Here is a 14,068-nt window from a genome sequence, read left to right on the forward strand (position 1 = left end):
ATGAGAACACCTCCGAGTGGAAAGGGTCAGCACCATGACCAAGGACGAGATCGCCGTGATTCTGGCCAAGCCGTACGCGCAGCAGCTGCTCAACGGCCCCGAGCCGGCCCGCTTCGCGTACGACGGTCTCGACGGCGACCCGCGGGTGATCCCGATCGGCTTCTGGATCGAGGGCGAGCGGATCCTGATGGCGACGGTGCCGAAGTCGGCCAAGGTCGCGGCAGTGCGGAAGAACCCGAAGGTCGCCCTCACCATCGACACCGGCGCGTTCCCGCCGAAGGCGCTCCTGATCCGCGGCACCGCCGAGGTCGAGGTGGTCCAGGGCGTCCCGGAGGGCTACCTGATCGCCGGCCACAAGGTGATGACCGACGAGCAGTACCCCGAGTGGGAGGCCGGCGTGAAAGGCCTCTACTCCGAGATGGGCCTGATCACGGTCACCCCCACCTGGGCCAAACTCCTCGACTTCGAAACCACCATCCCCAAGTCGGTCGAAGACCTCATCAAGGAGAAGGCGGCGGGTTGAGCCCAGGCACATTCTCGGCGAGGCAGGCTGGGGATTGTGGACTCTTAGGGCATCCTGGGTGGTGGTATACCAATCAGGAGAGCCGATGACTGAGAGTCGAGAGTCCGAGACCGAGCGGGTGACGCGGCGGCTGCGGGGCGAGATCCTCGACGGGGTGCGCCTGCCAGGGGAACGGCTCGTCGAGCGCGAGGTGGCCGGGGCGCTGGACGTCAGCCGGGTGCCGGTCCGGGACGCACTCAAGGCCCTGGTCGCCGAGGGGCTGGTGACGTTGCGACCGCGGTCCTGGGCCGTCGTTCGCGAGTTCACCGACTCCGATATCGCCGATCTGAACGAGGTTCGCGCCGCGTTCGAGCCACTGACGTTCCGGCTCGCGGCCGAACGCCGTACCCGCGAGGGTCTTGACCGGCTGCGGCGGACCTTGGACGAGCAACTCGCCGCTGCCCAGGCACGCGACTCCGTCCTGGCCCGGCGGAAGGCCGCCGACTTCCACGAGATCGTGACGAAACTGGCGTCCAACGAGCTCCTGGTCGAGATCGAACGCCCGCTGCGCACCCGAATGCGCTGGCTGATGTCACAGCACGATGATCTGCCGGCGGTCGCCAGCCAGCACCAGCAGCTGTACGCCGCGATCGCGAACCGCGATGTCGCCGAGGCCGAGCGGCTCGCCGTCGAGCACCTCGCCCACTCCCAGGCCCTGCTGCGGGCCGGCCGGAGCTAATCTCCATTTGGTATACCATTGCGCCCATGACCTTCCTGCGGCTCGCTGACGTCCGCCCTTGGGGTGGCGACCTGGTTGACCTGGTGATTGCCGACGGCGTGATCACGGACATCACCCCGGCCGGTACGGCGGCCGACCAGGCGGAGCGTGTTGACGGGCGCGGACTGCTGGCGCTTCCCGGGTTCGTCAACGCCCACGCGCACGTCGACAAGAGCTGGTGGGGGCAGCCATGGGTCTCGTACGGCGGTCAGCCGACCACCCAAGGGCGGATCGCTCACGAGCGCGCCGAGCGGGACAAGTACGGAATCCCGAGTGTCGCCGGTGCCACCGCGGTGCTGCGTGAGTTCCTCAGGCACGGTACGACGGCCACCCGCACCCACATCGACGTCGATCTCGGGGTCGGGTTGCGCGGTATCGCCACCGTCCGCGAGGCCGTGGCCGCACTCGACGGCGCGGTCGAGGTGGAGATCGTCGCGTTTCCCCAGGACGGCGTACTCCGGCGTCCCGGCGTACTCGATCTGCTGGACCAAGCCGCGGCAGCCGGCGCCACGAGTATCGGCGGCCTCGACCCGGCGTCGATCGACCGCGACCCGGTCGGTCAGCTGGACGCACTGTTCGACATCGCCGTACGACGAGGTGTCGGGATCGACATCCATCTGCACGACGGCGGTCAGCTCGGCGCATTCCAGTACGAGTTGATCATCGAGCGCACGCGGCAAGCCGGTCTCGCGGGGAAGGTGAATGTGTCCCACGGGTTCGCCCTCGGCGAGCTGTCTGCGGCACGCCAGGCCGAGCTCGTCGACGAGCTCGGCGCGGCCGGGATCTCGTGGACGACGGTGGCACCGGTCGGTTCGGCGCCCCTCCCTTGGCGCGAGATGCGTACGGCGGGCGTCGCGATCGGCCTCGGCACCGACGGCATCCGCGACCTGTGGTCGCCGTACGGCGACGGCGACCTGCTGCAGGTCGCCCGCGGTTTCGCCCGGCTGCACGGGCTGCGCACCGATGCGGACCTCACGTACGCGGTCGAGCTCGCGACGACCGCCGGCGCACGGTTCGTCCACCGCGAGAACCATGACCTCGTCCCGGGGGCACGCGCGGACATCGTCCTGATCGACGCCGAGAACGTGCCGGATGTGCTCGTCCGCGCACCTCGCCGGGAAATGGTCGTCGCCGGCGGACGGATCGTCGTCCACAACGGCGAACTCCAGATGTGAATACCCGTCGTACCGCGGTGGTCGGGCGGACACTCGGTTCGTTGCGCGAGAACCGCCCGTTCCGGTTGCTCTGGTTCTCCAACCTGTTCTTCTTCGGCGGCGTGTGGACGCAGACGCTCGTCCTGGGGTGGCTGGCCTGGGAGACCACCCACTCCGACTTCCTGCTCGCGGTGTTCGGTGCGGTGCGGTTGGCGCCGTTGCTGCTCGGGCCGTTCGCCGGGGCGTTCGCCGACCGGCACAACCGGGTCCGGTTGCTGGTCATCGCGTGCTCGTGGGCGCTGGCGGCCGTCAGTGTCGTGGCCACGCTCGCGTCGCTCGGCAGAGCGTCGTACGGCGTGCTGCTGGTCGGCGGACTCGCCCTCGGACTCGCGCAGTCACCGTCGCAGCCGGCGCGAGCCTCACTGGTGCTCGACCTGGTCGGGCGTCAGAACCTCAGCAACGCCAACGCGCTCAACTCGATGGCGCTCAACATGACGCAGGTCATCGGCCCCGCAGCCGGCGGTCTCCTGATCAACGCTCTGGGCGCGCCGGCCGCGCTCTGGGTCTCGACGATCTGGTACGCCGTTTCGCTCGTCCTCCTGCTGCCCTTACGCGGACTCGGCCAGGTGGTTCACGAGCACACCGGCTCCTCGGTCCGGATGGTCGTCAGCGGGCTGCGCGCGATCTGCCGGAACCGCATGGCGGCAACGGTTCTGCTGGTCACGCTGGCCGCGAACACCCTGGTGTGGCCGATCGCGCAGTCCTTCATCCCTGTCTTCGCCCAGGAGTCGCTCGGCCTGGATGCCGCGGGCCTCAGCTGGCTGCTGACCTGCAGTGGCCTCGGCGGCCTGGCCGGCTCGCTGGTGATCGCCTGGCTCGGCGACTTCCGCTTCAAGGGTGGCCTGTTCGTCTTCGGCACCGCGGCGTGGGGCGCGATGTGGGCTCTGTTCGCCGTGTCCCGGAGTCCGGCGGCGTCGTTCGTGCTGATGACCGCGATCGGAGTGCTGAGCGCGGCGTTCGGTGTCCTGCAGACCACGCTGCTGCTGATGACCACCGACGTACGTCTGCACGGCCGGGCCCTGGGAGTCCAGGAGTTGGCCATCGGCGTCATGCCCGTCACGTCCCTGATTCTCGGCGCCTTCGCGCAGCACTTCGGCATCAGCGCGACCGCCTTCGTCAGTGCGACCCTCCTGGTCCTCCTGATGTTCGCCTTAGCTGCGTGGACCCCTCAGCTCCTCCGCTACGGCGGTCAGGACCACCACTTGCCGTCGCGAGACAGCGCGTCGGAGGTTTGACGAGTGGCGTCGAGGGCGTCCAGTGCGGCGATGGAGTCGTCGTCGAGCTCGAAGTCGAAGACGCCGAAGTTCTCCTGGATGCGGTCCTGGTGGGTCGACTTGGGGATGACCGACAGGCCCTTCTGCATGGCCCACCTGATCAGGACCTGCGCCGGCGTACGTCCGGCTGCGGACGCGATGCGGTCGACGACCGGATCCCCGAGGTGCCGGCCGGTGCCCAGCGGGCTGTACGCCTGGGCGACGATGCCCGCTTCCTCACACGCTTCAACCAGGCCCGCACGGTACTCGAACGGGCTGAACTGGATCTGGTTGACCGCCGGCTGGATCTGGCTCACCTTGAGCAGCTCCTGGATCTCCCCGGCGCTGAAGTTCGAGATCCCGATGCCCTTCGTCAGACCGGCCTCGCTGGCCTGCTCCATCCCGGGCCAGGCCCACGTCGGCCCACCCTGCGGCCAGTGGATCAGGTAGAGGTCGAGGTAATCGGTCCCGAGCCGCTCCAGGCTCTTCGCCGCCTCGGCGTGCGGGTCCCGACCACCCGGGTAGAACTTCGTCGTGAGGAAGATTTCCTCCCGGGGTACGCCGCTGTTCCGGATCGCCCGCCCGACACTCGACTCGTTCCCGTACGCCTGCGCGGTGTCGATCAGCCGGTAGCCCGCTTCGAGCGCCCACTCGACCGCCCGCTCACACTCCGGGCCGTCCTGCACCTGCCACACCCCGAGACCCACCACGGGGATCTCGGTGCCGTTGGAGAGCGTCCGCGTCAACTGAGCGTCGTTAGCAGCCATGCTCCTCTTCTACCACGTGAGCTCAACGCTCCGTTCGCGAAGTCCAGGATGACCCGCGCCAGCGTCGCGCGGGCCGGCCTCCGCCGGCGCCGTGAAGTCCACGCATGCCGGCCTCCTCAGCCTGATCCACGGGAGGGTACGTCGACGCCGGCAGCCAGCACGTCCAGCGCCGCTTGCCGGCCGGTGTCGACGGCCGTCTGGAGCGGACCTGGCCGCCGCTCGGTGCGGCCGATGCGCACGCTCCCCAACGGCGGGCGGATCTGAAGCGTCGCAGGGTGGGACGCCAGGAGCCGCTCCTCCTCCGCCCGGATCTCGACGCGACGCAACCACGGATCCAGCGCACCCGGCGCGTGCCGAGCGAACCATCGCGACATCAGCATCCGTTCCGCCCGGGACGGAGCCGACTGGGTCTCGTCCATGCGCCGAGTACGAAACGCCACGATGTGCGTGGCCTTCTGGTCCAGGGCCGTGCGTACCGGCGTCCCTTCGCTGAGACCGGCGTCGACGTACGCTCGTCCGTCGATCTCGACCGGTTCGCCGGCGAGCAACGGCATCGCCGCCGAAGCCCGCAGCGCGGCCTGGAGACTGGCCTGGTCGTGGATGTGCCCGTGCAGGTCGGCGGACTTGCCGGTCAGAGCGTCCGTGGCGATCGGGTGGAGCTCGACGGGGTTGTCGAGAATCTCCTGGAATCCCATCGGCATGATCTCGGTGTAGACGGTGTGCACGAGGTAGCGCGTGTCCACCACGGGCCGGCCGCGCCGCAGGACGCGTCTCGGATTGATGGTCGTCCCCATGATCATGGGATCCCACCAGGCATGCATGGTGCTTTCAGCGCGGCCGCACAACAGCCAGGCCGCGTTCAGCGCTCCGGCCGAGCTTCCGTAGACGGCATCGAAGCTCGGCAACAGTCCCAGTTGCTCGATGGCGATCGTCATCCCGCTCGAGTACGCACCGCGAGAGCTCCCGCCCTCGACGAGCAGCGCCACGCGGGCGTCGTCGCTACGGCGTCCGGGCGTGCTTCGCTGTTCCTGACGGTCACGCAGCAACTTCAGGACGGTGTCGGTCACAGCTCCTTTATACCTCGTTCTGTATCGTCGTTCCATAACGTTGGTTCGGATGCACCGGCGCGTGCTACGGTCGGGTCGTGCCCCGGCTGAAACAACGCACCGAAGCGCTCCACGAGCGCGGGCTGGCGAGCGCCCTGGCAGTGCTCGACGAAGCGGGCGTGACAGGCCTGACCACGCGGACGGTCGCCCGCCGCGCGAATGCTTCCGTCCCGGCGATCTACGAGGTCTTCGGCGACAAGGCGGGACTCGTCCGGGCGGTCTTCTTCGAGGGCTTCCGGATGCTGGCAGACGAACTCTCCGCACTCCCGCCGGCCGAGGACCCACTCGAGGCCCTGGGAGGTCTTGCCGATGCCTTCCGCGGCTTCATCCAGGCGCATCCGGTGCTCGCCGAGGTCATGTTCTCCCGGCCGTTCGCCGACTTCGATCCCACGCACGACGAGACCAAGGCCGGTGTGAAGGTCCGCAGGATCTTCGTGCAGCACGTCCGCGACGCGGTGGATGCGGAGCTCCTCACCGGCGATCCGACCGACATCGCCCTCGTCTTCTTCACCTTCGTCGAGGGCCTGGCCGCAGCCGAGAACGCGCACCGGCTGGGAACGTCGAAGCAGTCGATCAACCGCCGCTGGCGCCTTGGCGTCAACGCCCTCCTCAACGGCTTCCAGGCACCCACATCGAGGTGAGGGTGTGGAGCGTCGAGGTGACGGAGACTGGTGCGGTCGAACTCAGGACGACGCCTCGGTCGGTCGGCAGGTAGCAGCGGGAGATCGAGACTTCGCCGTCGTTGGCGAAGAGCTCCAGCGAGGTCCGGTCGATGAGGGCCTGAACGGTGCGCAGCGGTCCGGAGAGGGCTTGGGGCTCCGAGCCTGAGGTCACGCTGCCGCTGGTGAGGTGGATCGGTGCACCGGAGACGTTCACGGTGAGGGTCGCGTCGGGTCGGATCGCGACCTCGAGGTGCAGATCGGCTTCGAGTGGATTGGTGGTGAGGACCTGGTCATCACCCGGATTGACCAGGCCGGTCCAATGCCTGGTGCCGGAGTGCAGAGTGGCCAGCTCGCGAACCGGCGTACGGAAGAGGTGTGGGCGGCCGTCGAGGGTGCGCAGGGTGAGCTCGCACGGGAACGTGACCTGCTGGTTGAACGGCATGTCCGGATAGACCCCGTCCCGCATCCAGGCGGCCTGGATACGGCGGCCGTCACCGGTCTCGGTGTTGTTCCAGGTCTGGGTGGCGTAGAAGTTGGGGCCGGCGTCGGACAGCGCCTGCTCGGACTCCTCGGTGAATCGCGTCCCGTCGAAGTCGCCGACCGAGTACTTCCCGTCTCCTCGCACCAGCACCCATTTGGTGTCGCCGCCGTCCAGCGGCAACTCGAAGAAGTCGGGGCATTCATAGCTGTTCGGTACGACGTTGCCGGTGTCGGTCCAGTGCAACAGGTCGGTCGAGGTGAGCAGGTGATACCGCTGGTCGCCGTACAGCATCATCACCCAGTGGTCGCCTGCGTGGTAGCGGAACACCTTCGGGTCGCGCTCGGGCATCGTCATGATCGGGTTGCCGGCGTAGTGCTGCCAGGTGCGCCCCTTGTCGAGGCTGAACGACAGACACTGACTCCGGTTGTCGTTGCGCGACCAGAAGGCAACCATCGGCGGCTCGGCCGGATCAGGCGACAGCCCGGACGTGTTGCCGTAGTCGATCACCACCGACCCGGACTGCACGCCCGAGTCCAGCGATTCCTCGAAGAATGCGGGCGGCAGTTCGGTCCAGTGCACCAAGTCGTTGCTGACGGCATGGATCCAGCACTTGTTCCATCGCTGGGCGAAGAGGTGGTACTCGCCTTCGTAATACACCAGGCCGTTCAGGTCGTTCAGCCAGCCCTCCTGGCGCATCCCCGGATTCAGCCGATCCATCACGAACTGCCGCGCCGTGAAGTGACACCGCGGCCGCCACCGCTCGCCGTACAACGGCTCCGTCGCCACCGGCCGTACGTCGGGATGATCGGTCTGCACCACATAGTCGACGATCACGCGCCCATGAGCCCGATCAACCACCTGCAACCGAGCCTGCCGGCCCGCGTACTCCCGCACATCCCAACTACCCGGCACGAGAGTGTCACTGTCCCGCCCCGTCGCACTCCGGACCACTTCCCCACCCACCAACAAGTTCAGACAACACACGAACTCGTAGTCCCCACCACTCACGCCGTACGCAACGAAATCCCGCTCGACGATGAACTCCGCCGAGGCAATCGCCACAACCGGCCGATCACCGTCACCCCGTACGGCGCCACCCGCAGCTGACTCCACCACGCCTCCTCGCCACCCTGAACCCCATTCGCCGTGAACACTACCGACGCCCGGTCCCTACAGACCTCGCCGCTTTCACAACCGCTCCTCGTGGCGGACCGCTGGCACTCACCAACCTGCCGTTTCCAGTCGAGCGCTTTCCGATGCGAGCGTGACCAGGGGTCGTCGATCGAGGTTGGTGAGTGGCAGCGGTCCGCTCCGCACGCCAGACCTAGCGAACCCCACCGAGATCACGCCACCGCCGATACGCCGCGCAGCGGTCACAGCGCGGGGCCGTGCACCCCAAACAGGGACCGCAGCCCCTGTCACCCACACTGTGCTGCTCCACCCGCCGGCGAGCACACGTGGGTTACGCGAGCTTGTTGGCGTGGCGGATTACGTCTACGACGTTGGACATCATGCCGGTGAGGTCGTAGTCCTTGGGGGTGTAGACGGCGGCTACGCCGGCGGCCAGGAGAGCGCGGGCGTCGGCGTCGGGGACGATGCCACCGACGACGACGGGGACGTCTTCCAGGCCGGCATTGTGGAGGCCGGTGACTACCTGAGGGACCAGTTCCATGTGGGAGCCGGAGAGGATCGAGAGGCCGACGCAGTGAACGTCCTCGGTGACCGCGGCGGCGACGATCTGCTCAGGTGTGAGGCGGATGCCCTGGTAGATCACCTCGAAGCCGACATCACGCGCCCGGACGGCGACCTGCTCGGCACCGTTGGAGTGACCGTCGAGGCCGGGCTTGCCGACCAGGAAGCGCAACCGGCCGCCGAGTTCCTTGGACGTCGCGGCGACCTTCTCGCGTACGGCGGCGATCGCCACACCACCGCCGGAGACGCCGACCGATCCGGACACCCCGGTCGGCGCACGGTACTCGCCGTACATCTCCCGTAGCACCCCGGCCCACTCCCCCGTGGTCACGCCCGCGCGGGCGCACTCCAGGGTGACGGGCATGAGGTTGTCGGTCGTCTTGGCGACCTCGCGCAGTTTGGTCAGCGCGGTCTCGACGGCGGCACCATCACGCTCTGCCCGCCACTTCCGCAATGACTCCAACGCCGCGGACTCGGCCGCCGGGTCGACGGTCTGGATCGCGGTGTCGAGGTCCGCGGTCAGTGGCGACGGCTCGGTGTTCTCGAACTTGTTGACACCGACGACGACCTGCTCGCCGGACTCGATCCGCTGCCGCCGCTCGGCATGCGAAGCGACCAACGCCTGCTTCAAGTAGCCGCTTTCGACGGCCGCGACCGCACCGCCCATCGCCTGCACGCGGTCGATCTCCTCGCGCACACCGGCGACCAACTCGTCGACCTTCGCCTCGATCACGTGCGATCCGTCAAAGATGTCGTCGTACTCGAGGAGGTCCGACTCGTACGCGAGTACCTGCTGCATGCGCAGCGACCATTGCTGATCCCACGGACGCGGTAGACCGAGGGCCTCGTTCCAGGCCGGCAGCTGGACCGCGCGGGCCCGGGCGTTCTTGGAGAGCGTGACGCCGAGCATCTCGAGCACGATCCGCTGGACGTTGTTCTCCGGCTGCGCCTCGGTCAACCCGAGTGAGTTCACCTGTACGCCGTACCGCAACCGCCTCGCCTTCGCGTCGGTCACGCCGTACCGGTTCAGCGTCAGGTCGTCCCAGAGCCGGACGAACGCCCGCATCTTGCAGGTCTCCTCGATGAATCGCACGCCGGCGTTCACGAAGAACGAGATCCGCTGGACCACATCGCCGAACCGCTCCGGCGGGACCTGACCCGCGTCGCGGACCCTGTCCAGTACGGCGATCGCCGTCGAGATCGCGAAGGCGAGCTCCTGCACCGGCGTCGCGCCGGCCTCCTGCAGGTGGTAGCTGCAGATGTTGATCGGGTTCCACTTCGGCATATGAGCGACCGTGTACGCGATCACATCGGTGGTCAGCCGCAGCGACGCGTCCGGCGGAAACGCGTAGGCGCCGCGGGACAGGTACTCCTTGACGATGTCGTTCTGCGTCGTGCCGGTCAGCTCGTCCGGAAGCGCGCCCTGCTCCTGGGCGGCGACCTGGTAGAGCGCGAGCAACCACATCGCGGTCGCGTTGATCGTCATCGACGTGTTCATCTGCGCGAGCGGGATCCGCTCGAACAGCGCGCGGACGTCGCCGAGGTGCGCGACCGGTACGCCGACCTTCCCGACCTCACCCTTGGCCAGCGGATGGTCCGCGTCGTACCCGGTCTGGGTCGGGAGATCGAACGCGACCGATAGCCCTGTCTGGCCCTTGGCCAGGTTCCGCCGGAACAACGCGTTCGACTCCGCCGCGGACGAGTGGCCCGCATACGTCCGCATCACCCAGGGTCGATCCTTCTCGGTCGCCATGTACCCGAGAGTAGGACTGTGTTCCCTTGTGAGTCCGCACCTCGTGACGGGTGTCACCAGGGCTTACGTCACACTCAGGCGCCGATCGGCAGGGGGCTGCGTTCGACGTGCAGGATGCGGTGGAGCCGGGTGACCGCGAGGATGCGGACGACCGAGGGCATCGGGTGCCAGAGCACGAGCTGGCGGCCGAGGAGCTGGGTCCGGCGATGGGTCGCGACGAGCAGGCCGAGGCCGGTTGCGTCGACCGCGTCGACGGTCTCCAGGTCGACGATGACGTCGCCGTCGGAGGTGTCGATCAGTGTGTTCAGGGTCTGCCGGACGTCGCCCACCGAGCGGACGTCCAGGATGCCGGTCAGATGCACCACATTGTTCTCGGCCGGGGTCACCGTCGAGGATGGGGCGGTTGTGTGCAGAGTTGTCGTGTCGTGGGTCGGTGCGAGCATGTCCGTGCCCTCCGCTCTTCCGGCGGCCCCCGAGTCATCGGCCGCGTGGCAGCGTTTGTGTTGGTAAAGACTCCCTGGCGACAGGGAAGGTTGCCAAGACCTCACGATCTTTCTTTTCGCGAGACAATGGTGTCCGTGTTCGCCGACCAGTACTTCGTCTTTCCGGTGTTGGCCATCGCCCTGGCCGGACTGATGGTACTGCTCTGCCGCTGGGCTTTCTCGAAGGCGAAGGGCGGGTCGCTGGTTCGCCGGGTCGACGACCGCCCCGCCGAGCGGGACGCGTTCGGGCTGCTGAGCGACGTGCGGACCGTGCGCACCTACAACGAGGCCCGCGTCACGGTGTCGACCTTGAAGGACTTCGGCATCAAGGCGACCGCGGCGCGCACCAAGGACGGCTGGACCATCTACGTCTGGCCGCAGGACGAGGCCGCCGCCCGCGGCCTGCTCGACGCTTCCTGACTCTTCGCTGTCCTCCAGGGAGCGCTCTCGCGCGTCCATGTCCCGGCAGCTCGGGGTAGCGAGAAGGGTTCTGGGGACATCGGACAAGAACAAGGTGAGCCGAGCGGCAGCGCACCAGATGTGAGGAGTTCGATGACGCCCGACGTGGCCTCGCTGGCCGTTGACTTCCCCGGTCGCCGGCCGGGTGCCGCCGTACCGGACACCGCGATGGGCGAGGACGGCCGCGTACTGGAGGCGTCGGTGCGGGAGCCGGACCGGTTCACGGTGATCTTCGATCGGTACTTCGGTCAGGTGCACGCGTACGTCGCTCGCCGGCTGGGGATCGATATCGCCGACGATCTGGCGGCGGAGACGTTCCTGATCGCGTTCCGGCAGCGGGAGCGGTTCGACCGGCGCAACGGTGTCGTGCGGGCCTGGCTGTACGGGATCGCGACGAACCTGATCCGCCGGCATCGCCGCGACGAGGTGCGTGCCTGGCGGGCGATCGCGAAGCTGCCGCTGCCGGTGCCGGTGGGCGCCCCCGAGGACCGGATCGCCGCCCAGGTCACGGCGCAGGGCGCGAGCCGCGAAATCGCCGCTGCCCTGGCCAAGCTCTCCACCAAGGACCGCGAGGTGCTGCTCCTGGTCGCCCTCGGCGATCTCACGTACGACGAGGTCGCCACGGCGCTCGGGATCGCGTACGGCACGGTCTGCTCCCGCCTCTCCCGAGCCCGCCGAACTCTCCGCGCCACCCTCGAGGACCCGTCATGAACGAGTTCGAACAGCTCCGCCGCGCCTTCCCGGATGCGGAAGCGCCCACTCCCGAAGCAGCCGGGGCTGCGCGACGCCAGGTGGAAGCACTGATCCGCGAGGAGAGGACCCGTCAGAGGTGGCCTGGGGCAGCACGTGCGGGGTGGGTGGGGACCGCTGTTACTGCAGTGACCGCAGTGGTGGCCGTGGTGGGCCTTGGCGGAGCGTTGCTGGTCGGCGGCGGTGGGGATGGCGGCGGAGCCGCGCCCGGTGCGACGGTGACGCCGACTGCGCCGCGGCTGATGACGGCGGCTCAGGTTCTGATTGCCGCGGCGGTGCGGCAGGAGGTGGATGAGAAGGTCTCGGGGAAGTACTTCCGGGTCCGGAGTCTGCATCTGAGTGCGAACACCCGGGTCGGGAGTCCGAAGTACACGCTCGAACGGCGATCCATCAGCGAGAGCTGGATGCCGATGAAGCCGGGGGTCCAGTCGTGGTTCGGCTGGGTGAATCTCGCCTACCGTCCGGCGACCGCAGCCGACGCGGCCAAGTGGCGTGCCCAGGGATCACCGACGTCCTGGCAGCTGCCGTACGAGGTGGACCCGATCACCACCGAGGACGAGGCGCCGGTCGTGAACAAGATGTCGTTCCGCGACGTCCCGCCCGGCTACTACCTGACCGGCGACAGGCCACTGAGCGCCCAGCAGATCGCAGCGCTCCCGACCGACCCGGTCGCGCTCGAGGCGATGCTCGCCAGGAGCGCAGGCCCGGCTGACACAGCGGCCGAGCGGGACTACCCAGTCTTTGCCGCGGCCGGTCGCCTGCTGTTCGAGCTGCCCTCACCACCGAAGCTGCGCGGCGCGGCACTGCGCGTACTCGCGGCTTTGCCCGGTACCCACATCCGGGCCGGCGTCAAGGACCCCATCGGCCGGGTCGGCACGGAGATCACGCTCGCCGCGGACCTGTCGAAGGCCAGCGGCGACAAGACGTTCCTGTTCGGCAGCGGCGCTTCGTACATCATCGACCCAGTCACCGGCCGCCTGCTCAGCTCGTCGATCGGCGCCCCCAAGCCCGGCTCCACCGTCGTCCTCGAGTCCGGCTGGACCGACGAGAATCCCGCCCCACCATCGGCAAGAATCAGCTAGCCCTCCGCCATCGGGCTCGTCAAATGGTTGCTGTAACGCCGAGTATCGCGAAAACGATGTACGGGCGCATGCCCGAGCGGGCATCGAGTACTCGAAAGGTAAGTCTCTAGATGACCATGCGAAGTGTTGCGCTGACGATGGCCGGGCTCAGCCTGGTCGCGGCAGCGGCGGTCCCCGTGACCGCGGGCGCGACCAAGCCGAAGCCGGAGTCGTTCCGGTCCGCCGGCAAGGCCGCGGCCAAGCTACCGACCACCGCCGCGCAGGCCGCCACCGCGGCCTGTGGCGTGTCGGTCGGCGCCGTCAACGCCACCGGTACCGCCGGCGGCTACGACATCACTGCCACCAAGCCGCCGACGGTGGCGGCTCTCGACCAGTACAAGCTGTTCGGCGTCCGGGCCAGCTCCACCTGGTACCTGGAATCCAGCGGGAGCAACGACACGTTCTACGGCATGGTCCTGCAGGGCGGGAACCTGTACGCCGCGGTGTCCAGTTACACGGGCACGGCCACCACACCGACCGTCCGGGCGACCAAGCTGGGCTCCGGCTGGAGCGGGTTCAACCAGATCACCGACTCCAACTACGTGTACGGCGCGAAGCAGCACTACTTCCTGTACGGCCTGCACGCCAACGGCTCGCTCTACCGCTACACGGTGTCGAACGCGGCGCGCTCCTACGGCTCGGCGCCGGGCTTCAGTTCGGTCAAGGCGATGACACTGATCGCCGAGACCGCGACGTACGACACCCTGCTCGTCACCACCCGGGGCGGTGCCCTGTACACGGTGCGGGTGCCGGTGACCGCGCCGATGAAGCCGATCGTGACGCAGGTCCGGGCCAGCGGGTTCGGCTCGTACGAGTCGCTTGTGGCCCAGCGCTGCGGCGCGACCAGCACGCTGCTGGCGGCGTTCGACCACGACACGAACCTGGGCACGATCTTCGCCGTCGGCCGCGCCACCGGCCCGACCACGGCAATCAAGAGCTACGGCAGCTTCCAGGCGTCCTTCGGGGCGAAGGTCCACTTCCTCCTGACCGGAGCCTACGGTCCGCAGCGCGTCGGCGGATGATCCACTAGTCGCACTCCCCTGCCCCC

The 14,068-nt window shown here is 68.3% G+C and carries 14 protein-coding genes; 9 read left to right on the forward strand and 5 right to left on the reverse strand.

Annotation, left to right across the window (positions count from 1 at the left end):
* Positions 1-34: 34 nt before the first annotated feature.
* The 4 genes from OG555_RS00445 (at position 35) to OG555_RS00460 (ending at position 3,729) form a co-directional block, all read left to right on the forward strand.
* Complete coding sequence (locus tag OG555_RS00445) at positions 35-523, forward strand: pyridoxamine 5'-phosphate oxidase family protein (protein WP_329480036.1); 489 nt, start codon at positions 35-37, stop codon at positions 521-523.
* A gap of 85 nt (positions 524-608) precedes the next feature.
* Positions 609-1,241, forward strand: coding sequence for a GntR family transcriptional regulator (locus OG555_RS00450; protein ID WP_329480038.1), 633 nt, complete (start codon positions 609-611; stop codon positions 1,239-1,241).
* A 26-nt stretch (positions 1,242-1,267) separates the two neighbouring features.
* The gene (locus tag OG555_RS00455) at positions 1,268-2,455 is read left to right on the forward strand and encodes an amidohydrolase (RefSeq protein ID WP_329480040.1); all 1,188 of its coding nucleotides are present in this window, start codon (positions 1,268-1,270) and stop codon (positions 2,453-2,455) included.
* Positions 2,456-2,496: 41 nt separating this feature from the next.
* Positions 2,497-3,729 (forward strand): MFS transporter, encoded by a 1,233-nt coding sequence (locus OG555_RS00460; RefSeq protein WP_329480042.1) that lies wholly within the window; start codon positions 2,497-2,499, stop codon positions 3,727-3,729.
* On the opposite strand, the gene OG555_RS00465 is transcribed toward OG555_RS00460, so the two are convergent.
* Together OG555_RS00465 and OG555_RS00470 are read right to left on the reverse strand one after the other, a co-directional pair.
* Positions 3,684-4,514, reverse strand: coding sequence for an aldo/keto reductase (locus tag OG555_RS00465; protein ID WP_329480044.1), 831 nt, complete (start codon positions 4,512-4,514; stop codon positions 3,684-3,686). The genes OG555_RS00460 and OG555_RS00465 overlap by 46 nt on opposite strands.
* Positions 4,515-4,630: 116 nt before the next feature.
* Positions 4,631-5,581 carry a patatin-like phospholipase family protein gene (locus OG555_RS00470; protein ID WP_329480046.1) on the reverse strand — a complete coding sequence of 317 codons (951 nt, stop codon included), beginning with the start codon at positions 5,579-5,581 and terminating at the stop codon, positions 4,631-4,633.
* 77 nt (positions 5,582-5,658) lie between these two features.
* On the opposite strand from OG555_RS00470, the gene OG555_RS00475 reads away from it, so the two are divergent.
* Positions 5,659-6,261: a TetR/AcrR family transcriptional regulator gene (locus tag OG555_RS00475; protein WP_329480048.1), complete on the forward strand. Its 603-nt coding sequence runs from the start codon at positions 5,659-5,661 to the stop codon at positions 6,259-6,261.
* On the opposite strand, the gene OG555_RS00480 is transcribed toward OG555_RS00475, so the two are convergent.
* The 3 genes from OG555_RS00480 to OG555_RS00490 form a co-directional block, all read right to left on the reverse strand.
* Entirely contained in the window at positions 6,230-7,876 is a 1,647-nt protein-coding gene (locus OG555_RS00480) for a glycoside hydrolase family 32 protein (RefSeq protein ID WP_329480050.1), read from the reverse strand. The genes OG555_RS00475 and OG555_RS00480 overlap by 32 nt on opposite strands.
* A 349-nt stretch (positions 7,877-8,225) precedes the next feature.
* Positions 8,226-10,208, reverse strand: a complete 1,983-nt coding sequence (locus tag OG555_RS00485) for a methylmalonyl-CoA mutase family protein (RefSeq protein ID WP_329480052.1) — start codon at positions 10,206-10,208, stop codon at positions 8,226-8,228.
* Between the two features lie 74 nt (positions 10,209-10,282).
* Complete coding sequence (locus OG555_RS00490; RefSeq protein WP_329480055.1) at positions 10,283-10,651, reverse strand: STAS domain-containing protein; 369 nt, start codon at positions 10,649-10,651, stop codon at positions 10,283-10,285.
* Positions 10,652-10,777: 126 nt separating this feature from the next.
* Between OG555_RS00490 and OG555_RS00495 the strand changes: the two genes are divergently transcribed.
* From OG555_RS00495 to OG555_RS00510, 4 genes are all read left to right on the forward strand, one after another.
* Entirely contained in the window at positions 10,778-11,110 is a 333-nt protein-coding gene (locus OG555_RS00495) for a hypothetical protein (RefSeq protein ID WP_329480057.1), read from the forward strand.
* Positions 11,111-11,242: 132 nt separating this feature from the next.
* On the forward strand, positions 11,243-11,860 hold the full coding sequence (locus OG555_RS00500) for an RNA polymerase sigma factor (RefSeq protein WP_329480059.1): 618 nt from the start codon (positions 11,243-11,245) through the stop codon (positions 11,858-11,860).
* Entirely contained in the window at positions 11,857-12,981 is a 1,125-nt protein-coding gene (locus OG555_RS00505; RefSeq protein WP_329480060.1) for a CU044_5270 family protein, read from the forward strand. Before OG555_RS00500 ends, OG555_RS00505 begins: the two co-directional genes overlap by 4 nt.
* A 110-nt stretch (positions 12,982-13,091) precedes the next feature.
* Entirely contained in the window at positions 13,092-14,042 is a 951-nt protein-coding gene (locus OG555_RS00510) for a hypothetical protein (protein WP_329480062.1), read from the forward strand.
* Positions 14,043-14,068 lie beyond the last annotated feature (26 nt).

The organism is Kribbella sp. NBC_01484, from assembly GCF_036227145.1.
GTDB lineage: Bacteria > Actinomycetota > Actinomycetes > Propionibacteriales > Kribbellaceae > Kribbella.

Excerpts from the sequence above, each read along its gene's own strand:
- OG555_RS00445 (WP_329480036.1), top strand. The coding sequence starts at position 35 with ATGACCAAGGACGAGATCGCCGTGATTCTGGCCAAGCCGTACGCGCAG.
- OG555_RS00465 (WP_329480044.1), bottom strand. The coding sequence starts at position 4,514 with ATGGCTGCTAACGACGCTCAGTTGACGCGGACGCTCTCCAACGGCACC.
- OG555_RS00455 (WP_329480040.1), top strand. The coding sequence starts at position 1,268 with ATGACCTTCCTGCGGCTCGCTGACGTCCGCCCTTGGGGTGGCGACCTG.
- OG555_RS00495 (WP_329480057.1), top strand. The coding sequence starts at position 10,778 with ATGGTGTCCGTGTTCGCCGACCAGTACTTCGTCTTTCCGGTGTTGGCC.
- OG555_RS00490 (WP_329480055.1), bottom strand. The coding sequence starts at position 10,651 with ATGCTCGCACCGACCCACGACACGACAACTCTGCACACAACCGCCCCA.
- OG555_RS00450 (WP_329480038.1), top strand. The coding sequence starts at position 609 with ATGACTGAGAGTCGAGAGTCCGAGACCGAGCGGGTGACGCGGCGGCTG.
- OG555_RS00485 (WP_329480052.1), bottom strand. The coding sequence starts at position 10,208 with ATGGCGACCGAGAAGGATCGACCCTGGGTGATGCGGACGTATGCGGGC.
- OG555_RS00505 (WP_329480060.1), top strand. The coding sequence starts at position 11,857 with ATGAACGAGTTCGAACAGCTCCGCCGCGCCTTCCCGGATGCGGAAGCG.
- OG555_RS00510 (WP_329480062.1), top strand. The coding sequence starts at position 13,092 with ATGACCATGCGAAGTGTTGCGCTGACGATGGCCGGGCTCAGCCTGGTC.
- OG555_RS00500 (WP_329480059.1), top strand. The coding sequence starts at position 11,243 with ATGACGCCCGACGTGGCCTCGCTGGCCGTTGACTTCCCCGGTCGCCGG.